The 18,955-nt window shown below is 54.4% G+C and carries 19 protein-coding genes; 17 read left to right on the top strand and 2 right to left on the bottom strand.

Annotation, left to right across the window (positions count from 1 at the left end; all coding sequences use genetic code 11):
* Positions 1–10: 10 nt before the first annotated feature.
* From ACO0LM_RS08305 to ACO0LM_RS08285, 5 genes are all read left to right on the top strand, one after another.
* The gene (locus ACO0LM_RS08305; protein WP_423036017.1) at positions 11–2,371 is read left to right on the top strand and encodes a DNA polymerase III subunit gamma/tau; all 2,361 of its coding nucleotides are present in this window, start codon (positions 11–13) and stop codon (positions 2,369–2,371) included.
* Positions 2,372–2,435: 64 nt separating this feature from the next.
* Positions 2,436–2,762, top strand: a complete 327-nt coding sequence (locus ACO0LM_RS08300; RefSeq protein WP_422981043.1) for a YbaB/EbfC family nucleoid-associated protein — start codon at positions 2,436–2,438, stop codon at positions 2,760–2,762.
* Between the two features lie 2 nt (positions 2,763–2,764).
* Positions 2,765–3,361 (top strand): recombination mediator RecR, encoded by a 597-nt coding sequence (gene recR / locus ACO0LM_RS08295; RefSeq protein ID WP_422981045.1) that lies wholly within the window; start codon positions 2,765–2,767, stop codon positions 3,359–3,361.
* An 11-nt stretch (positions 3,362–3,372) separates the two neighbouring features.
* Positions 3,373–4,038 (top strand): hypothetical protein, encoded by a 666-nt coding sequence (locus ACO0LM_RS08290; protein WP_423036015.1) that lies wholly within the window; start codon positions 3,373–3,375, stop codon positions 4,036–4,038.
* A 27-nt stretch (positions 4,039–4,065) separates the two neighbouring features.
* Positions 4,066–5,316 carry a CaiB/BaiF CoA transferase family protein gene (locus tag ACO0LM_RS08285; RefSeq protein WP_423036013.1) on the top strand — a complete coding sequence of 417 codons (1,251 nt, stop codon included), beginning with the start codon at positions 4,066–4,068 and terminating at the stop codon, positions 5,314–5,316.
* 148 nt (positions 5,317–5,464) lie between these two features.
* Here ACO0LM_RS08285 and ACO0LM_RS08280 read toward each other — a convergent pair whose 3' ends face one another.
* Both ACO0LM_RS08280 and elbB read right to left on the bottom strand, forming a co-directional pair.
* Positions 5,465–6,064 carry a MarC family protein gene (locus ACO0LM_RS08280; RefSeq protein ID WP_423036011.1) on the bottom strand — a complete coding sequence of 200 codons (600 nt, stop codon included), beginning with the start codon at positions 6,062–6,064 and terminating at the stop codon, positions 5,465–5,467.
* A gap of 91 nt (positions 6,065–6,155) precedes the next feature.
* Positions 6,156–6,806, bottom strand: a complete 651-nt coding sequence (gene elbB, locus ACO0LM_RS08275) for an isoprenoid biosynthesis glyoxalase ElbB (RefSeq protein WP_423036009.1) — start codon at positions 6,804–6,806, stop codon at positions 6,156–6,158.
* Positions 6,807–7,055: 249 nt separating this feature from the next.
* On the opposite strand from elbB, the gene ACO0LM_RS08270 reads away from it, so the two are divergent.
* From ACO0LM_RS08270 to gspE, 12 genes are all read left to right on the top strand, one after another.
* Entirely contained in the window at positions 7,056–7,256 is a 201-nt protein-coding gene (locus tag ACO0LM_RS08270) for a DUF1289 domain-containing protein (protein WP_422981053.1), read from the top strand.
* A 42-nt stretch (positions 7,257–7,298) separates the two neighbouring features.
* A complete protein-coding gene (locus ACO0LM_RS08265) occupies positions 7,299–9,557 on the top strand; it encodes a molybdopterin cofactor-binding domain-containing protein (RefSeq protein WP_423036007.1) in 2,259 nt (752 codons plus the stop codon).
* A 243-nt stretch (positions 9,558–9,800) separates the two neighbouring features.
* A complete protein-coding gene (gspG, locus tag ACO0LM_RS08260) occupies positions 9,801–10,262 on the top strand; it encodes a type II secretion system major pseudopilin GspG (RefSeq protein WP_186946626.1) in 462 nt (153 codons plus the stop codon).
* 9 nt (positions 10,263–10,271) lie between these two features.
* On the top strand, positions 10,272–10,736 hold the full coding sequence (gene gspH / locus ACO0LM_RS08255) for a type II secretion system minor pseudopilin GspH (RefSeq protein WP_423036005.1): 465 nt from the start codon (positions 10,272–10,274) through the stop codon (positions 10,734–10,736).
* A 1-nt stretch (position 10,737) separates the two neighbouring features.
* Positions 10,738–11,115 carry a type II secretion system minor pseudopilin GspI gene (gspI, locus tag ACO0LM_RS08250; RefSeq protein ID WP_186946624.1) on the top strand — a complete coding sequence of 126 codons (378 nt, stop codon included), beginning with the start codon at positions 10,738–10,740 and terminating at the stop codon, positions 11,113–11,115.
* Positions 11,105–11,776: a PulJ/GspJ family protein gene (locus tag ACO0LM_RS08245; protein WP_423036003.1), complete on the top strand. Its 672-nt coding sequence runs from the start codon at positions 11,105–11,107 to the stop codon at positions 11,774–11,776. Before gspI ends, ACO0LM_RS08245 begins: the two co-directional genes overlap by 11 nt.
* A complete protein-coding gene (gene gspK / locus ACO0LM_RS08240; RefSeq protein ID WP_423036001.1) occupies positions 11,773–12,786 on the top strand; it encodes a type II secretion system minor pseudopilin GspK in 1,014 nt (337 codons plus the stop codon). Before ACO0LM_RS08245 ends, gspK begins: the two co-directional genes overlap by 4 nt.
* Positions 12,787–12,794: 8 nt before the next feature.
* A complete protein-coding gene (gene gspL / locus ACO0LM_RS08235) occupies positions 12,795–14,054 on the top strand; it encodes a type II secretion system protein GspL (RefSeq protein WP_423035999.1) in 1,260 nt (419 codons plus the stop codon).
* Positions 14,054–14,554: a type II secretion system protein GspM gene (gspM, locus tag ACO0LM_RS08230; RefSeq protein ID WP_423035997.1), complete on the top strand. Its 501-nt coding sequence runs from the start codon at positions 14,054–14,056 to the stop codon at positions 14,552–14,554. Before gspL ends, gspM begins: the two co-directional genes overlap by 1 nt.
* 15 nt (positions 14,555–14,569) lie before the next feature.
* Positions 14,570–15,355, top strand: a complete 786-nt coding sequence (gspN, locus tag ACO0LM_RS08225; RefSeq protein WP_423035995.1) for a type II secretion system protein N — start codon at positions 14,570–14,572, stop codon at positions 15,353–15,355.
* A complete protein-coding gene (gene gspD, locus ACO0LM_RS08220) occupies positions 15,352–17,514 on the top strand; it encodes a type II secretion system secretin GspD (RefSeq protein WP_423035993.1) in 2,163 nt (720 codons plus the stop codon). The genes gspN and gspD overlap by 4 nt, the downstream gene beginning before the upstream one ends.
* A 7-nt stretch (positions 17,515–17,521) precedes the next feature.
* Positions 17,522–18,952 carry a type II secretion system ATPase GspE gene (gspE, locus tag ACO0LM_RS08215; protein WP_423035991.1) on the top strand — a complete coding sequence of 477 codons (1,431 nt, stop codon included), beginning with the start codon at positions 17,522–17,524 and terminating at the stop codon, positions 18,950–18,952.
* Positions 18,953–18,955: the final 3 nt, after the last annotated feature.

Below are 18,955 nucleotides of genomic sequence, written 5' to 3'. Positions count from 1 at the left end.
AAATCGCAAGATGTCCTATCAAGTCCTCGCCCGAAAATATCGCCCAAAGAGCTTTGAAACGCTGGTTGGGCAGGAGCACGTGGTTCGTGCCTTATCTCATGCGCTTGAGCAGCAGCGGCTGCATCACGCCTATTTATTCACTGGTACACGTGGTGTCGGTAAAACCACTTTATCGCGCATACTGGCCAAATCCTTTAACTGCGAGACGGGTATCACTTCCCATCCCTGCGGTGTCTGCGAAGCTTGTACAGCCATTGATGCCGGTCGTTTTGTTGATTATATAGAAATGGATGCCGCGTCCAATCGGGGTGTTGATGAAATGGCCTCGTTGTTGGAGCAGGCTATCTATGCCCCGTCGAATGCACGTTTTAAAGTGTATATGATCGACGAGGTACACATGCTGACCAACCACGCTTTCAATGCCATGTTGAAAACGCTGGAAGAGCCGCCTGAGCACGTCAAATTCATTCTGGCAACCACCGACCCGCAAAAAATCCCGGTGACGGTCTTGTCGCGTTGCCTGCAATTTAATCTCAAGCAAATGCCGCCTGGCCATATCGTTGGCCATCTGGACAATATTCTGGGGCAGGAACAGATCGAATTTGAATTGCCGGCCTTGCGTCTGCTGGCACAAGGGGCGCATGGTTCCATGCGTGATGCTTTGTCGCTGACCGACCAGGCAATCGCCTATGCCGCCGGCAAAGTAACGCTGGATGCAGTGCAGGGTATGTTGGGTGCTCTTGATCAATCGTATCTGATTCGCTTGCTTGACGGTCTGGCCGCGCAAGATGGCAAGGCCTTGCTGGATGTGGCTGATGAAATGGCTGCCCGCAGCCTGTCTTACAAGGCTGCCTTGCAAGACCTGGGCAGTTTGTTACACCAGATTGCTATTGCACAACTGGTACCCGCAGCAGTGGCAGATGATATTCCTGAACGTGAGCAAGTCTTGCGTCTGGCGCAATGTTTTGCCAAAGAAGAAATTCAACTGTTTTACCAGATTGCCGTCCATGGCCGCAATGAACTGGCACTGGCACCGGACGAATATGCCGGTTTCAGCATGACCTTGTTGCGTATGTTGGCATTCAAACCGGCAACGGGCGAGCAGGATGCGATTCCACCAGCCGGTGGCAGGCCGTCTGCACCACAGGCATTGCCATCAAATGGTACAGCGACGCGTACCACCAATGCCACCCATGCCGGTGGCCAGGGCGCGTCCTTCGCCGGCGGATCATCGCAAGCCAGCATGAGCACCGCACCCTTGGCATCAGCACCGCCGGTAGTGAGCAGGGCAGCTAGTGCTGCAACTCCAGTACCAGCAAGCCCACCCGCAGCGGTGATCCCGGCAGCACCTGCTGCTGGCGCGCGCCCAAACCCGGCGATGGCGGCGCTGGCAGCTGCTCGTGCCGCCAGCGGTAAACAGACTGCGCAAACAGCACCAGCTACAAAACCAGCAGCTTCTGCAGATGTTGTGCCAACGCTTGCGACAGTAGCGCCTGCATCTGCACCCGTTAGGCCGCCGGTCGCTGCCCAGCCAGTACCGACCGCAGCACAAGACAGACCCGTGCCAGCAGCAATGCCAGCACCAGTAGCTGCAATACCTGCGCCTGCAGCCAGAGCACCGGTATCTGCACCAGCCCCCATGATTGCCGAGCAGGATGCACAATCTGCCGGTATGGATGACATGCCGCCACCATGGGATGAAGAAATGTTCTTCGAGTCGGCCCCGGCCAGGGCAGACAGCCCGGCTTCCAGGCCTACCGTGTCCAATATCCCCAACATCTCCAACACGTCCAACATCTCTGCCGTGCCTTCAGGGGCAGACTCCAGGCAGGACGATGAACTCATGCTCGCCGTTGGCAAGGCCGTCCGCCAGGATGACGATGTCAGGCCGGCAGACAAGTCCAAACCGGAAGTGGTGGTCAAACCGGAAGCGCCAGGTGCCGTCGTGGCAGACCGGCAGATATCCAACACCCCCGTGCCAGAATTGAACTGGGACGGTTTCTGGCCCAATCTGGCTGCCAGCCTGCCTGTACGCGGAGTGGCACAGCAATTGGCGCAGCAAAGTGAACTGGTCAGTTGCAGGCAGGATGGCAATGCCCATGTGTTACGTTTGCGTGTTCCTTTGCCCACCTTGTTGTCGGCCGGTAGCCTGGACAAGCTTACTGCCGCCCTGAATGAGCGCTTTGAAAAAAATATCCGGGTTGAAACCGAAATCGGTGCAGTTGAACAAACTGCCAATGCCCAGGCTGTGGCTGAACGTGGAGTGCGTCAGCAGCAGGCCGAAACTTCCATACAAGCTGACTCTTTCGTGCAGAGTTTAATGCGCGAATTTGGTGCCACTATCGTCACAGGTAGCGTACGGCCGATTTAACCGGTGGAATGTAGCGAACAACTTATCTGGACACTTATTTAATTTATATTTCGGAGAAATTTTTATGATGAAAAATCAACTTGCCGGTTTGATGAAACAAGCCCAGGCCATGCAAGACAACATGAAAAAAGCACAGGATCAACTGGGTCTGGTTGAAGTGGAAGGTCAGGCTGGCGCTGGTCTGGTGAAGGTCGTCATGACCTGCAAAAACGATGTCAAGCGCGTCACGATAGACCCGTCATTGCTGGGTGATGACAAGGACATGTTGGAAGATCTGGTCGCCGCTGCTTTCAATGATGCGGTACGCAAGGCAGAAGCAACATCACAAGAAAAAATGTCTGCGCTGACCGCCGGTATGCCTATGCCTCCTGGCTTTAAAATGCCGTTCTGAGTGTGAAGAAAATCGGTAGTCTGGATGCCTTGTCTGAGGCGCTGCGTCGTTTGCCTGGCGTAGGGCCAAAGTCTGCCCAGCGCATGGCTTATCACTTGCTGCAGCATGACCGCGAAGGTGCGGCCCTGCTTGGGCAGGCGCTGACCCATGCGGTAGAGCGCATACAGCATTGCGCATCCTGCAATACCTTCACGGAAAGCGAAGTCTGCGAAACCTGCCTTGATACGGTACGCGATGCCAGCATGCTATGCGTGGTCGAAACACCTTCTGACCAGATGATGATAGAACAGACCCTGACTTACAAGGGCTTGTATTTCGTCCTGATGGGCCGTTTGTCTCCGCTGGATGGCATAGGACCGAAAGACATACACCTGGAAAAACTGATCGCACGGGCGACTGACGGCGTCGTCAAAGAAGTCGTGCTGGCCACCAATTTCACCAATGAAGGCGAGGCAACAGCCCACTACATCAGTGAAAACCTCAAGGCCCGTGGCTTGCAGGTCAGCCGCCTGGCGCGCGGTGTGCCAGTGGGCGGTGAGCTTGAATATGTTGATGCAGGCACCATTGCGCGTGCGATGCTGGATCGTCGAACAACCTGACGGTAACGGCCATGTTCCTGATTTCCAATGAGCAAAAAAAACAGTTGCGGCAACAATGGCTGGATCTGATCCAGGGATTGGCCGGCAGCCCCCATCAGGCAGCGAAAGCCTGGACGGTGCTGGACAAACATTACTCAGAACCACATCGCAGCTACCATAATTTATCTCATGTCTGGGCTTTGCTGCTGCATGCAGACCAGATGAAGGCTGACATCCGTGACTTTGCGGTTGTTGCGCTGGCGATCTGGTTTCATGACATTATCTATGATACCCATGCCAGCAATAATGAACTCAAAAGTGCTGAACTGGCTGGCGAGATCTTGAGTCGTCTTGAAATTGACGTGCTTGTGATACCTAAGGTGCAGCAATGCATTCTGGCAACGGCCAGACATGAAGTGCCGCAGTTTAAAAACCAGGCACATGATTTACCACTTTTTCTCGATATTGACCTGGCCATACTTGGTGCTGCGTCGGATATCTATCAGCAGTATAGCCAGGCCATACGCCATGAATATCGCTGGGTGACAGCACCTTCGTACCGGATCGGCAGAGTCAAGGTGTTAAAACGTTTTGCCGAGCGTGAGCAATTGTTCTTCACTGCTGCCATGGCAAGTCGTTTCGACGCACAGGCGCGTGCCAATCTGCTCTGGGAAATCAAGAAACTGACCTTTTTTTAAGGGATGCCAAGGGATGAACTTACAAGCATGAAGCCACAAGCAAATACACATGGCCCTCTGGCGGGTATCAAGGTTCTGGAGCTGGGCACGCTGATTGCCGGGCCTTTTTGCTCACGCATGCTGGCCGAATTCGGGGCTGAAGTGATCAAGGTGGAAGCGCCGGATGGCGGCGACCCCTTGCGTCAGTGGCGTGTCCTGAAAGATGGAACCTCGCTGTGGTGGAGTGTGCAGGCACGCAATAAAAAGAGTATTACCCTGAACATGAAGCAGCCGCAGGCGCGTGAAATTGCCAGAAAGCTGGCGCTGGAAGCTGACATCATCATCGAAAATTACCGCCCCGGCGTACTGGAAAAATGGGAACTGGGTTATGAAGATTTGAAGGCCATCAACCCGGCCACCATCATGGTGCGCCTGTCCGGGTATGGCCAGACCGGCCCCATGAAGGATTTGCCAGGCTTTGGTGCCATCGGTGAATCGATGGGTGGCTTGCGTTACGTGTCCGGCCATGCAGACCGGCCACCGGTGCGGGTGGGTATTTCCATTGGCGATTCAGTGGCTGCCCTGCATGGCGTGATCGGTGCCATGATGGCATTGCGTCATCGCGATGTCAGCGGTGGTCGCTGGAATGGTAAGCAAGGTGATGCCTGTGTGGCGGGGCAGGGACAGATGGTCGACGTTGCCCTGTATGAATCCGTGTTCAACCTGATGGAATCGCTGGTGCCGGAATTTGATCATGCCGGTGTGGTGCGCGAACGCACGGGCGGTGCCTTGCCCGGCATTGTGCCATCGAATACCTATACCACGGCAGAGGGCGAGAATATCGTCATTGCAGGTAATGGCGATGCTATTTTCCATAGACTCATGAAAGCCATAGACAGGGATGATCTGGCACAAGACCCTGGGCTGGTGCGCAATGATGGCCGTGTCCCGCGCACGGCAGAAATCGATACAGCAATCCAGGACTGGTGTTCGGGGCGTGAGATAGATGCTGCCTTGCAGATACTCAAGGCAGCAGATGTGCCGGTAGGGAAGATCTATTCTGTGCGTGACATGATGAGTGATCCGCAATTCCTGGCGCGGCAGATGTTCGAGCAACATGCGTTCGAAGATGGTACGCCCGTCAAATTGCCCGCCATTACACCCAAAATGTCAGCAACGCCAGGCCAGACACAATGGCTGGGCCCACGCCTGGGCCAGCATAATCATGAAGTCTTGCGCAGTTTGGGTTACAGTGATGCTGACATCGCCAGCATGAGCGCAAATAAAATCATAGGATGAGGAAGACAATGAACCGCCATAACCTGAAACAATTCCTGATAGCGCTCGCCCTGTTTTTGCTTGGTTACTTTACCTTCAATCGTTGAGCATTTAGCTCTGAGCGCTGAGCATTGATTCACTGATTCAAAAACACTGCTGACGGATAAGCCTACAGGGTTTTCAGATAATCCCTGATCCCTGCTAGCAGCATTTCTACTGACATTGCCGTCAGTATCAAACCCATCAGGCGTTCAAATGCCGTCATGGCGCGCACGCCCAATACTCTTTGCATGCGTTCGGCACTCAGCAATACGATCAGCCAGACAAGCGCAACCGCAGTCAGCGCGGCCAAATGAACCATCATGTCTTGCTTGCTGTCGGATGAAAACAGCAACACGGTTGCCAGTGCGGATGGGCCAGCGAGGGCAGGGATGGCCAGCGGGACGATGAATGGCTCATGGCCATCTTCAACGTCACCGAAAATCCCACCTTCCTGCGGGAACACCATGCGCAAGGCGATCAGGAATAAAATGACGCCGCCACCTATGCGCAATGATACCTCTGTCAATTGCAGCGCCGTCAGGAAATGCTTGCCAAAAAACATGAACAGCAACAACAAGGCGAAAGCAATTGCACATTCACGTACCACGACGCGCCAGCGTCTTTCCGGGGCGACATGCGACAAGGCACTGACAAAAATCGGGACATTGCCAAACGGGTCAGTCACCAGTACCAGTAAGATCAGTGATTGGAAAAAATCTTGTGTCATGCGGGCCTTGTTGTGAGGCAAAAAATGAATCAGTAATTCGGTTGAACAGCTAACGGCACAGCCAGTGGCCAGCGTCTAGTGCAGCATTACACTAGATCAGTGCCAGCGTGGCTTTGACTGCCGCTTCAATGCCAGTGGCAGCTTCTGCAATATTTTCCGCCAGCATGTAGGCGGGTGTGCTGACCAGTTTCTTGTCTTTGTCGATGACAAATTCCTTGACCGGACAACTGATGTGCTGTCCGCCCATGGCCGTGATGGCGGCGGCAGTCGCTTCATCTGTGCCTATGGTGACGGCGGTGCCGCTGCCGTATACCTGTGGGATCATGGCGGGGGCAATGCATATATAACAGGCAGGTTTGCCTGCTGCTGCAACGCCTTTGGCAAAACGTAATACGTCAGCCTGTATCTGGCAATCTGCTCCTTTGATAGCAAAGTCAGACAGGTTTTTGGCTGCGCCAAAACCACCCGGAAAGAAAACCGCAGCATAATCCGCCACATTGGCTTGTGCTATGTCCTTGATTTTGCCGCGTGCTATGCGTGCGGATTCAACCAGCACATTGCGGGTTTCACCAACTGCCACTTCGCCGGTAAGGTGATTGACGACATGCAGTTGTGGCATATCCGGTGCCAGAAACTCGGGCTCCACGCCTGCCCGGACAAGGGCCAGCATGGTCAGGACGCTCTCGTGAATTTCTGCGCCATCGAAAACTCCACAACCTGACAATATGACGGCAACTTTCATGATGTGCTTTCCTGAAGTGAATAAAGGCTGGGAGTGTAATTTTCCTGCCGAAGCCTGCCGCATGTCAACAGAACCCTTACGCGCGCTAAAAATAGAGTGTCTGCACCAATTGGTTTTCGATGTACTTATATAAAAACCATTTACTATTGCACGGTATTAGGCAGCAAAAGGCGAGCACCCGTCTTATTATTGGTATGCAGTGTATATTCTGTCCGCAATATCCTTTAATGATGCAGGAACGTTTGAATAATGACAGTGATAAAGATGGAAGGCAAAGAACGCCCGGATACGCCCTGTGTTGCCGTTTGTTCAACAACGTTTGATGACGTGTGTCGCGGCTGTGGCCGCACGGTGGCAGAAGTGGCGGAGTGGGTGTTTATGACGCCTGAACAAAAAGAAATTGTCTGGACCCGCATCCTGGCAGAAGGTTATCCACGCAGGAATACCTGATCTGCCGTTGCCGGTACCAGCAAAAAAATAACGGAGACTTGCATGTCGCAACCCAAAAAGAAATCGCGGCGCCGCTTTATTCTTGGTGGTCTGGGGCTAACCGGTGCCTTGCTGGTTGGCTGGGGCTTCTTGCCGCCACGCCAGCGCCTGAATGCCGCCCATGATTTGCCGGTGCATGATGGCGAAGTAGCGCTGAATGGCTGGATCAGTATCGCCGCAGATGGCAGCGTCAATGTCGCCATGCACAGAAGCGAGATGGGACAGGGTATTCATACCGTTTTGCAAATGCTGGTGGCAGAAGAGCTGGATGTGCCTCTGAGCCAGGTAAAGCCCATGTATGTGCCGGCCGACAAGATCTACGGCAATCTGGCGGCGATTGCAGATGGCCTGCCTTTTCATCCGGATGATCAGGGCAGCCTGAAGCGCGTTGCGCACTGGATCACGCTGAAGTTTGCGCGAGAACTGGGTGTGCAGATGACGGGCGGTTCTTCCAGCGTCAAGGATGCATGGCTGCCCATGCGGGAGGCCGGTGCCACGGCGCGTGCCATGCTGGTCGCTGCTGCAGCCAAAAAATGGCAGGTGGCCGTTGCCGAATGCAAAACCCAGGACGGTGCTGTCCTGCACGCGTCCGGCAAGCGCGCCAGCTATGCTGAACTGGCGGCGGATGCCGTCCATAGCCAGCCGGGTGAAGTACAACTGAAAAATCCGCGCGATTTCAAATTGATAGGCACCCCCCAGCCACGTACCGATGCACTTGCCAAGGTGGATGGCAGTGCAGGTTTCGGGATTGATGCGCGACCCGAGGGCATGCTGTATGCCGCGCTGAAACAAAGCCCCACCATCGGTGGAAAAGTAAAACAGTTTGATGCAGCCAGTGTCATGAACATGCCTGGTGTAACGCAGGTCGTGGATTTTTCCATGCCGGACATGGTGGCAGGTGTAGCCGTGGTTGCCAAATCTTATTGGCAGGCCAGGCAGGCCATGGCTGCACTGACGATAGTCTGGGAGCCGGGTGACAATGCCAGCTTGTCCAGTGAAGGCATATTCAAGGAATTTGCCAGTCAGTTGGATAAGGAAAGTGGTCACGCCTACTACCAGGCCGGTGATGCAGCCGAAGCACTGGCCGGGAAAAACGTGGTGAAAACAGTGGAAGCGGAATACCGCGCCCCTTTTCTTGCCCATGCAGCGATGGAGCCGATCAATTGTACGGCGCAGGTTGGGGATAGCAAGGTCGACGTATGGGTATCTACCCAGGTGCCCGGCATTTCCGTTGATCTTGCGGCCAAGGTGGCGAATGTCAAATCGGAAAATGTCAACTTGCATATGGCTTACCTGGGGGGCGGTTTTGGTCGCCGGCTGGAGGCCGACATGGTGGCCCAGGCGGTGCGCATCGCCATGGAAACCAAGGGTTTGCCAGTGCAACTGATCTGGAGCCGCGAAGAAGATATCAGCCATGACATGTACCGTCCGGCGGCACTGGCACGCTTCAGGGCTGGCCTGGATAGTGCAGGCAAGTTGCTTGCCTATGACAATAAATCAGCATCAGGGGCAATTGCCCATCAGTTTTTGAAACGCGCTTTCGGCTTTGCCGGTGCCGGGCCGGACAAGACTACGGCAGAAGGCGAGTTTGATATGCCGTATGAAATACCGAATCAGCGTATTGCCCATGTCATCGTGCCCAGTGTGGTACCCATAGGTTTCTGGCGCTCTGTCGGTCATTCACACAATGCATTTTTCAAGGAAAGTTTTATCGACGAACTGGCCCATGCTGCCAACCAGGATGGCGCGGCATTCCGGCGTGCCTTGCTGGTGCGCCATCCGCGTCATCTCGCTGTGCTTGACGCTGCCGTCAGCAAGGCTGGGCAAGTACCGGCTGGCAGGGCACATGGCTTGGCCCTGCATGAATCCTTTGGTACTATCGTGGCCCAGATTGCCGAAGTGTCGGTGCAGGATGGCCAGATCCGGGTACACCGGGTCGTGTGTGCGCTGGATTGCGGTATTGCCGTCAACCCGAATATCATTGCCCAGCAAATGGAATCCGCCATCGTATTTGGCCTGAGTGCGGCATTGTATGGGGAAATCCTGATCAAAGATGGAAAGGTGGTGCAGACCAATTTTGGTGATTATCCGGTTTTGCGCATCAATGAAGCTCCAGAGGTGGAAACCGTGATCATCAAGAGTGCGGAAGCACCGCAAGGCATAGGTGAACCTGGGGTGCCGCCGGTTGCGCCTGCGGTAGCCAATGCCGTATTCAAGCTGACCGGCAAGCGTCTGCGCAGTTTGCCCTTGAAATTGAGTTGAAATATACTGGTGGTAGTATCTGGCGTTTTTTTGCGTCGGCGTGGCCCGCCGCCAGGTCCATGTGGAACATGAAAAAATGGGGGCTTGAGATTGGTTTTGAGGTGCAGCATTATTTCTCTGATCTTTCTGTTACGATTGGATACAGAAAGCAGCCTTAATTCAGATTCCAGGATTTATACTGCATGCGCATGATACCTGTCATGCCCGGGTGGTTTTGAACGTTTTTATTTATTGATTTTAGCTATGTCCAATACATTTGCAGTTCCACGTGTTCGCCCTGCCTCTGCCTCTTCACGCGGTTTTACGCTGATTGAAATCATGGTGGTGGTGACGATTATTGCCATTCTTGGGGCATTCATGGTGCCCAAACTGACAGGTTTTACCCATGAAGCCAGGGTAACGGCGGCCAAACAGGATATTTCCACCATCATGGGGGCCTTGAAAATGTATCGCCTGCATAACCAGCGCTATCCGACCACGGAGCAGGGTTTGCAGGCTTTGATAGAGAAGCCGACTTCTGGTCCGGCGGCGAATTCCTGGCAGTCAGGAGGCTATATAGAAAAATTGCGTAATGACCCCTGGGGCAAGCCTTATCAATACCTGTCACCCGGCATACGTGGCGAAGTGGATGTGTTTTCTCTGGGAGCTGATGGCCAGCCCGGCGGTGCCGGTGACGATGCCGATATCGGTTCCTGGGATTTGTAAGACGCTTACATGATAAACAAGGGCAGGCAGCGTGGCTTCACGCTGCTGGAGTTGCTGGTGGTGCTGGTTATTTTCGGCCTCATTCTGGGGGCCGTGAGTATTAACGCCATGCCGGGCGCGCAGCAGCGGCTGGAAAACGATGCCAAGCGCATTTCCCTGCTATTGCAACTGGCACGTGATGAAGCCATCGTGCGCAACCTGCCGGTGGCTTTTGAGGTCGATCAAAACGGCTACCGTTTCTATGTTCGCGAAGACCGGATCTGGTCGCCGATCAAGGATGAGATGTTGCGCGAGCGTTTTTTTCAATTGGCCCCGGTGCAATTGTCGCTGCAGCCGCAGTCGTCCGATGCCGCCACCATACGCATCATTTTCGGGCGTGAGCCGGTGGACAAACCCTTTATCCTGACCATCAAATCTGCCGACAAGCAAGTCAGTGTGCGGGCCGATGGTGTCGGCCATTTTTCTGTGGAATAAGATGCGGCACTCATCCAATCAATCCGGCTTTACCCTGCTTGAAGTGCTGGTGGCGCTGGTCATCGTTGGTACAGCACTCGGTGCCAGCCTGCGTGCTGTAGGCAGCCTGACGCAAAACAGCAATAATTTGCGCGGTTCGATGATGGCGACCTGGTCAGCCGAAAACCGGCTGGCACAAATCCGCCTGGCGCATGAATGGCCAGAATTTGGTGAGCGCACTTTTGCCTGCCCTCAGGGTGACTTGCACCTGATGTGTGAAGAACATGTGATTGCCACACCCAATCCCTCATTCCGGCGGGTCGAAGTGTTTGTCTTTGAAGCTGACAAGCCTGAGCGCCGCATCATCAAGCTGACGCAGGTGGTGCCGAATGCGCTGTAGAAGTAGCAGCAAACTGCGCCATCAAACCGGGTTCACGCTGATAGAACTGCTGGTGGCAATCACCATACTGGCGATTATTGCCGTGCTGGGCTGGCGCGGGCTGGACAGCATAGTGCGGGCCAGGGCTGGCCTGACCGCTGAAATGGAACAGACGCGTGGCATACAACTGGCATTTGCCCAGATAGAAAATGACTGCGCGCATCTGGTTGACCCGAATAATTTACCCGGAAGAGAAATCCTGAGCGCACTTGGTTCAAGGCTGGTACTGGTACGCACGGTATTTGAAGAAAATCAGCCCAGCCGCCTGCAGGTGGTTGCCTATCGCCTCAAGGAAGGTGTGCTGAGCCGCAGTGAGATGTCGCCTACGCGTGAGCTGGCGACACTGGAGCAGGATTGGCAAAATGCCATGTCTGATGTTGATGGCGGTCCTGCCATTGCCTTGCAAAGCCAGATACTGAGCCTGGATATGCGGACCTGGCGAAATGGTGAAAATGGCTGGCGCATGGGTGGCACTGAAGCGGATGGTGCGGCGACAGCGCAATCAGGAACAGGGTCTGCGCCCGTCGCCAAAGGCAATAAACTGACCGGACTGGAGTTGTCCGTGCAACTGACAGGGCGTGAACTGCCTGTCACCAAAGTCTTCTTGCTGGGGGCAGTATGAAGTCTCTACCAGTCTATTCTGGCAAGCAAACAGGGGTAGCTGTCATCACGGCATTGCTGCTGACGACATTGGCCATTACCATCGTTGCCAGTTTATTCTGGCAGCAACAGGTGCAGGTCAGGTCCATAGAAAATCAGCGCATGCAGTTGCAGAAAAAATGGATTTTGCGCGGCGCCATAGACTGGGCCAGGCTGATCTTGCGGGAAGACGGCAAGCAATCGGCGAATGTGGATCACCTGGGCGAACCCTGGGCAGTGGCACTGGCCGATACGCGGCTTGATCAATATGTGGAAAATGCCCGCGCCGAAGGGGAGGATAGTGATGCCACCCTGTCAGGCCAGGTCAGTGATGCCCAGGCCATGTTTAACCTGAATAACCTGGCAACCGACGGTATTGTCGATCCGCGCGAACTGGCCGTGTTTGCCCGTCTGTTGACCAATTTACGTCTGGATCCGCAATTGGCCGAGCCGGTTGCAGCCATGGTGGCAAAAACCCAGGCCAGGGTCGCGGCGGCTCCTGGTTCAAGCGCGGCCGAGTCAGGAACTGGAAAAACCTCGTCAGAAGAGTCGTTTCCTGAAGTACAATTCTTGCGCTTCACCCAGATTGATGATTTGCTGGCAGTCAGCGGATTCAATCCGGAAATGCTGAATCGCCTGAAAACCGCCGTCACGGTATTGCCACGCAAGACCACGATTAACATCAATACCACGACGGCAGAAGTCCTGGCTGCCAGGATAGAGGGCCTTAGCGTAAGTGATGCCGCGATGATGATCGCCAGCCGTGACAGGGCCTATTTCCTGACGGTGGCTGATTTCAAGCGGCGGTTTGAGGATAAGACTAAAACCATGACCGACAAGGATGTGGAGGTCTATACCAATTTTTTTATTGTGAATGGTAAAGTGAAAATGAATCGCTCGGCACTGGATGTCAGTGCTTTGATAGAGCGGGCAGAAAGTGCAACAACGACGACGCCCGTGACAACATCGGTGCTTTGGGTACGGGAAAACTGAATAAAAATATGGCAAGCACACTGTATATTTCTTTGCCCTCCAGGGCGGCAGCACAGAACAGGCCTGAATGGGCCGGACAAGGCTTGTCCTTTGCGCTGATAACGGCAGAAGGGCGGCTGCAGCAACAGGGGCAGATGCCGCTGGCCGATCTGAAGCCACTGGCCGCAGGGGCAAAGCAAGTCGCATTTTTGCTGGCGGCGACCGATGCCAGTTTGCTGACAGTCAAAGTACCACCGATGTCGGCGGCCAAACTCAAAACCGCCTTGCCGAATTTGCTGGAAGAGCAACTTGTCAGCGATCCGGCGGACTTGTTACTGGTTGCTTCATCCGTCGTCGATGGCGAAATCAGTGTGGCCGTGGCCGACCGTCTGTGGCTGGAAGACGTCGCCAAGCGCGTCAAGGACTGGCCAGCACGCAAATTGTCTGCGTATCCAGCGCAACTGGCATTGGCTTTTCATCCCGCTGTGGATGGGCATAGTGCAGCAGCCTGCGCCCTGATAGAAGAAAAAGATAATGCACTTGAACTCTGTCTGCGCAATGGTGAAAAACAAGGCATAGGCCTGAGCCTGGACCTGACCGGGCAGGCGGATGCGCTGGCCATGCTGGGACACCTGAGCGAACTGCCCAAGGTAGATGTCCATGTGCCTGCCGCTGAACTGGATGCCTATCAGCAACTGGTTGGCCAGCTTGGTCTGGAAGAAGGCATCAATCTGTCCGCTATCAGCTGGGTGACGCGGGTCGCCGGCATCAGCCAGACTACACCGGATTTGATGACGGCTATCGCAGCCGAACACATGGCCAGTTTTGACTGGAGCAAGTGGCGCTGGCCCTTGCGTCTGGCGCTGGCGCTGTTGATAGTGAATCTGGCAGCATTGAATTTTGAATGGTTGAGCAAACGCAAAGAAGCCCAGGATATCAGCAAATCCCTGACGCAGACTTACAGGAACAGCTTCCCGAAAGAGACCGCGATACTTGATCCGCTGCTGCAGATGCAGCAAAAAGTGAATGTATCCAAACGCGCAGCCGGACAATTTGCTGCCAATGATTTTGCCGTCATGGCCGCCCAGTTTGCCCAGATCTGGGACAGATTCGGTCCACCGGGCGGGATTGCCGGCATAGAGTATAAGGAGCGTGCCTTGTTCATCAGGACCAAACCCGGCATCCAGGTGCCGCTGGATAAACTGCGCACAGGATTGGCAGAGCAATCACTGGAAATCAGTTCCGCCACCGACGGTACCTTGCGCGTGACAGCAGGAGGTAAGCACTGATGATCTATGCACTGAAGGAACAATTCAATTTCTTTTGGCTGGCCCGCGCCGAGCGTGAACGCCGCATGCTGTTGATATGCGTACTGGTGATTACCCTGGCGCTGGTCTATGGAATTTTTCTGGCACCGGCTTTGGGCGGGCTGAAACAGTTACAAACCAGTATCCCGGTGTTGAATCAGCAACTGGCGGAAATGGCCGAATTGAGCAAGCAGCAGTCACAACTGACGGCCAGCCTGTCCGAAACGATTTCACCGGTCAGCAAGGAACAACTGGAACAGTCGCTGACGCGGCGTGGCATCAAACCCCAGACCATAGGCGTGAATGATGACATCGTCAGGGTGCAAATCCCTGCTGCCGGTTATGCCAATTTGATGGAATGGATGGTGGAAGTGCAGAAAGCGTCGAGATTGACGGTGGAAGAAGCAAAACTGGTTGCCCTGATGGAAAGTGGCCAGGTTAGTGCCACACTGACATTAAAGCAGCAAAGAAGCGGCCAGTGATGGCAGGTTGAACAGATGCCCATTGTCATTGTTAAACGTTTAAGCTGGATTGTTGCCGCGATCATCAGTGTGCTGGTTACGGTGATGCTGTTTTTGCCGGCCAGCTGGCTGGGTCTTGTAGTGGAAAAGCAAAGCCGGGGTCGCCTTAGTCTGGGTGATATCCAGGGGACATTCTGGCAGGGGTCGGCTTTTATCGGTGTTGCCGCAGATGGCCGTGGCCCGGTCACACCCTTGTTTCCGGGTCGCTTTCAATGGCATATTTCACCTATGCTGTTGCTGGGGCAGATCAGGCTGGAGCTGGAAAACCCTGCTTCCCTGAGCGTACCGGTCAAACTGGCAGGCAATTTCAGCCAGTGGCAACTGAGCCCGGCAGTGTTGTTATTGCCACCAGAACGCCTGGAGGGATTGGGTGCGCCCTTAAATACCATAGGGCCAACCGGGATATTGCATTTATCATGGAATGATTTGCTGTTTTCGCGCACCAGTGGGCCGCTCAGTGTGACTGGTCATGTACAGCTGGAAATGGCAGAAATGGCCTCGCGCCTGTCACCCGTCAAGCCTTTGGGCAGTTATCAGATGGCGTTTGATTTGCGCGGGACAGAAGCCGACATGCAGTTATCGACCATGAAAGGGCCGATGATGCTGGAGGGGGCAGGTAAGATGTTGTCAGGACGTTTCCAGTTTTCAGGGAAAGCCTGGGCACAGGCAGGACAAGAGGCTAAATTGGCAAATTTATTGAATTTGCTGGGACAGCGCCGCAGTGACGGCGATAAAGATGTAATTGCGTTAGAGTTCAAATGAAAACATTTCCATTAAAGCACAGGGTCGCCATGACAAGAAATTCGATACGCAAACCTATACAGCAATTGTCTGCCATCACAGGTGTTGCGGTATTGACGGCTGGCTTCCTTCTGACGCCAGCGGCGATGGCGCAAGCACCGGCAAAAAATACGGCGGACCTGAATTTTGTCGGTGCCGATATTGAATCCGTCATCAAGGCGATCGGTCACTATACCGGTACCACCTTCATCATTGATCCACGCGTCAAGGGCCAGATCAATCTGGTGTCAGAGACACCCTTGACCAAGGATCAGGCTTTCAAACTGCTGACATCCACCTTGCGCCTGCAGGGGTATGCTGTGGTGACAGCCGATGGCTATTCCAAAGTGGTGCCGGAGTCGGACGCGAAATTGCAGCCAGGTCCTACGCAGACCATGCACGCAGAAAAGAATGAAGCTGCCAAGGGTGACCAGGTGGCTACCCAGATTTACAAGCTCAATTATGAATCTGCGGCGAATGTGGTGACCATCCTGCGTCCGCTGATTTCACCGAATAACACCATCAACGGCAATCCCGGCAATAACACGGTAGTGATTACCGATTATGCTGATAATCTCAAGCGTCTGAACAAGATCATCGCGGCGCTGGATGTGCCGGCTTCGGTGGATATGGATGTCATTCCTATCAAGCATGCCATCGCTTCTGATGTGGCGGCGCTGATCAACAAGATCATGGATTCTGGTACCGGTGCTGATCCTGCCCGTGCCATACTGATGTCTGATCCCCGTTCCAATTCCCTGTTAGTGCGTGCGCCGTCTGTTGCCAGGGCTAACCAGATTAAATCCCTGGTTGACAAACTGGATCAGCCAACCACCATGCCCGGCAATGTCCATGTGGTATATCTGAAAAATGCCGAGGCCGAGAAACTGGCGCAGACCCTGCGTTCCATCGTCACTGGCGATACATCCAGTGGACGCTCAAGTTCCAGCGTATCGAATTTTGGTAGCTCGGCAAATGGCACGAATAGCCCGCTGGCCTCATCCGGTGCTGGTGCTATTGGTGGCGCATCCCCCACACCGTCTTTGCCAACGTCCAGCACTTCCACCTCGTCTACCGGCGGCGGTGCTGCCGGTTATATCCAGGCAGATACGGCCACCAATACACTGATCATCACTGCCAGCGAGCCCGTGTATCGCAATTTGCGCACCGTCATAGACCAGCTTGATGCGCGCCGCGCCCAGGTTTATGTAGAGGCACTTATCGTTGAGATTACTGCAGACAAAGCCAATGAGCTAGGGGTGCAGTGGATGGGCTTGTCAGGGGACAGCACCAGCAATTATCGTGTAGGCGGTGGTACTTCCTTTTCATCGGCCGGGAATAATCTGCTGACACTGGCCGCTGGTAATTCGACCAGCGCCGGTTCGGTCTTGCCAGGAAAAGGCTTGTCGCTGGGTATCTTCAAGCAGATCAATGGCCAACTGGGTCTGGGTGCGCTGGCGCATATATTGCAGACCGATGGCAATGCCAATGTCTTGTCGATTCCTAACATCGTGACGCTGGATAATGAAGAAGCCAACATCATCGTCGGCAAGAATGTGCCGCTGATCACCGGGCAATTCACCACAGCTACCTCCGGTACTGCTGGTGCCAATCCTTTCCAGACCATAGAGCGCAAAAACGTAGGCCTGAAGTTGCGGGTCAAGCCACAGATTTCCGAAGGCGGTACCGTCAAGCTGGCGATTTATCAAGAAGTTTCCAGCATTGATGATACCACCAATGTGTCTGGCATCATCACCAAAGAACGTTCCATTTCTACCAATGTGCTGGTGGACGACGGCCAGATTATCGCGCTGGGCGGTTTGATAGAAGACAGCACCACCGATGGCGTGGAAAAAGTGACTGGTCTGGGTGATATACCGATTCTGGGCAACCTGTTCAAATACCAGTCCACCAAACGTGGCAAGACCAATCTAATGGTGTTCTTGCGTCCGACCGTGATACGCAGCGCAGAGCAAAGCAATAATGTCTCTGTTGACCGCTATGACTACATGCGCACCCAATTGGCACCGGGTAAAGAAGGTTTGGCTGACACCTTGTTGCCGAATATAGAAAAAGGCAAATTGCTGTCCACGCCTTTGACCATACCGGCAGAAGCCGGCAACAACAAGCAAGGGAAATAATTGAACCATGCTTGAGAATCGTTTATTGCCTTACGGTTTTGCCCGCGATTTTTCTGTCCTGGCAGTCAGGGACAATGCGGTCGTGAATGGCGCGGTTGAAATACTGGTGTCCAAGCTGACACCCTCTGCGGCGATTGCCGAAGTGGGGCGCAGGTTTGGCAAGGTAAAACTGGTGGTGTTGCCGCATCCCGAATTGTCCGAGGCAATTGCGAAAGCCTATGCCGGGTCTGGTGGCGATGCTGCCGACGTGGTGGGGGAAGTTGAATCCGATCTGGACCTCGCCAAGCTGATGATGGATATGCCCGCCATTGAGGATTTGCTGGAATCGGCCGACGATGCACCGGTTATCCGCATGATCAATGCCTTGCTGACCCAGGCCTTGCGCGATGGCGCATCGGATATCCACGTCGAACCGTTTGAACAGATATCTGTAGTCCGCTTCCGCGTTGACGGTTCGCTGCGGGACGTAGTGCGTCCCAAAAAGGCGATACACGCTTCCTTGATTTCGCGTATCAAGATCATGGCGCAACTGGATATCGCTGAAAAGCGTTTGCCGCAAGATGGCCGCATTACCCTGCGCATCGGTGGCAAGCCGGTAGATGTGCGGGTATCGACCCTGCCCACCGGGCATGGCGAAAGAGCGGTACTGCGCTTGCTGGACAAGGAAGCCGGACGGCTGGACTTGAGTCATCTGGGCATGAGTGCTGAAGTGCTGACCCAATTTGATAAACTGATTGCGCAACCGCATGGCATCGTACTGGTGACTGGCCCGACAGGGTCCGGCAAGACGACCACCCTGTATGCGGCTTTGTCGCGTGTCAATGCCGGTACCACCAATATCCTGACGGTAGAAGACCCTATCGAATATGAACTGGGTGGTGTTGGCCAGACCCAGGTCAATCCTAAAATAGACATGACATTTGCCAAGGCCCTGCGTGCGATTTTGCGCCAGGATCCGGATGTCATCATGATCGGTGAAATCCGTGACCTGGAAACAGCCCAGATTGCCGTGCAGGCATCGCTGACTGGCCATCTGGTACTGGCAACCCTGCATACCAATGATTCTGCGGCGGCGGTCACGCGTCTGCTGGATATGGGTATCGAGCCCTTCCTGCTGTCCTCATCCTTGCTGGGTGTCGTGGCACAAAGGCTGGTGCGCAAGCTGTGTATTCATTGCCGGGTTGAAGATCACGGTAGTTGGCGTGCAGTGGGTTGTGAGCATTGCGGCCATACCGGCTATCAGGGCCGGGTTGGCGTGTATGAATTATTGCAGACCACCGATGCCATACGGGCACAGATTCATCACCAGGCAGCAGAGGCAGAAATTCGCATGGCAGCCCAGGCTGATGGCATGAAAACCATGCGTGAAGATGGCGAACGCTGGCTGAAGGCGGGTGTGACTACGCCGGAAGAATTGCTGCGCGTAACCAAGGAATAAGGA

It is taken from the genome of Undibacterium sp. Di26W (genome assembly GCF_049340265.1).
Lineage (GTDB): Bacteria > Pseudomonadota > Gammaproteobacteria > Burkholderiales > Burkholderiaceae_D > Undibacterium.
This window is presented reverse-complemented; position numbering and strand designations above follow the sequence as displayed.

Excerpts from the sequence above, each read along its gene's own strand:
- ACO0LM_RS08280 (WP_423036011.1), bottom strand. The coding sequence starts at position 6,064 with ATGACACAAGATTTTTTCCAATCACTGATCTTACTGGTACTGGTGACT.
- gspG (WP_186946626.1), top strand. The coding sequence starts at position 9,801 with ATGTCCAATACATTTGCAGTTCCACGTGTTCGCCCTGCCTCTGCCTCT.
- ACO0LM_RS08285 (WP_423036013.1), top strand. The coding sequence starts at position 4,066 with ATGAAGCCACAAGCAAATACACATGGCCCTCTGGCGGGTATCAAGGTT.
- gspI (WP_186946624.1), top strand. The coding sequence starts at position 10,738 with ATGCGGCACTCATCCAATCAATCCGGCTTTACCCTGCTTGAAGTGCTG.
- ACO0LM_RS08290 (WP_423036015.1), top strand. The coding sequence starts at position 3,373 with ATGTTCCTGATTTCCAATGAGCAAAAAAAACAGTTGCGGCAACAATGG.
- ACO0LM_RS08300 (WP_422981043.1), top strand. The coding sequence starts at position 2,436 with ATGATGAAAAATCAACTTGCCGGTTTGATGAAACAAGCCCAGGCCATG.
- gspN (WP_423035995.1), top strand. The coding sequence starts at position 14,570 with ATGCCCATTGTCATTGTTAAACGTTTAAGCTGGATTGTTGCCGCGATC.
- gspH (WP_423036005.1), top strand. The coding sequence starts at position 10,272 with ATGATAAACAAGGGCAGGCAGCGTGGCTTCACGCTGCTGGAGTTGCTG.
- ACO0LM_RS08265 (WP_423036007.1), top strand. The coding sequence starts at position 7,299 with ATGTCGCAACCCAAAAAGAAATCGCGGCGCCGCTTTATTCTTGGTGGT.
- gspK (WP_423036001.1), top strand. The coding sequence starts at position 11,773 with ATGAAGTCTCTACCAGTCTATTCTGGCAAGCAAACAGGGGTAGCTGTC.
- gspL (WP_423035999.1), top strand. The coding sequence starts at position 12,795 with ATGGCAAGCACACTGTATATTTCTTTGCCCTCCAGGGCGGCAGCACAG.
- gspE (WP_423035991.1), top strand. The coding sequence starts at position 17,522 with ATGCTTGAGAATCGTTTATTGCCTTACGGTTTTGCCCGCGATTTTTCT.
- ACO0LM_RS08270 (WP_422981053.1), top strand. The coding sequence starts at position 7,056 with ATGACAGTGATAAAGATGGAAGGCAAAGAACGCCCGGATACGCCCTGT.
- gspM (WP_423035997.1), top strand. The coding sequence starts at position 14,054 with ATGATCTATGCACTGAAGGAACAATTCAATTTCTTTTGGCTGGCCCGC.
- ACO0LM_RS08245 (WP_423036003.1), top strand. The coding sequence starts at position 11,105 with ATGCGCTGTAGAAGTAGCAGCAAACTGCGCCATCAAACCGGGTTCACG.
- ACO0LM_RS08305 (WP_423036017.1), top strand. The coding sequence starts at position 11 with ATGTCCTATCAAGTCCTCGCCCGAAAATATCGCCCAAAGAGCTTTGAA.
- gspD (WP_423035993.1), top strand. The coding sequence starts at position 15,352 with ATGAAAACATTTCCATTAAAGCACAGGGTCGCCATGACAAGAAATTCG.
- elbB (WP_423036009.1), bottom strand. The coding sequence starts at position 6,806 with ATGAAAGTTGCCGTCATATTGTCAGGTTGTGGAGTTTTCGATGGCGCA.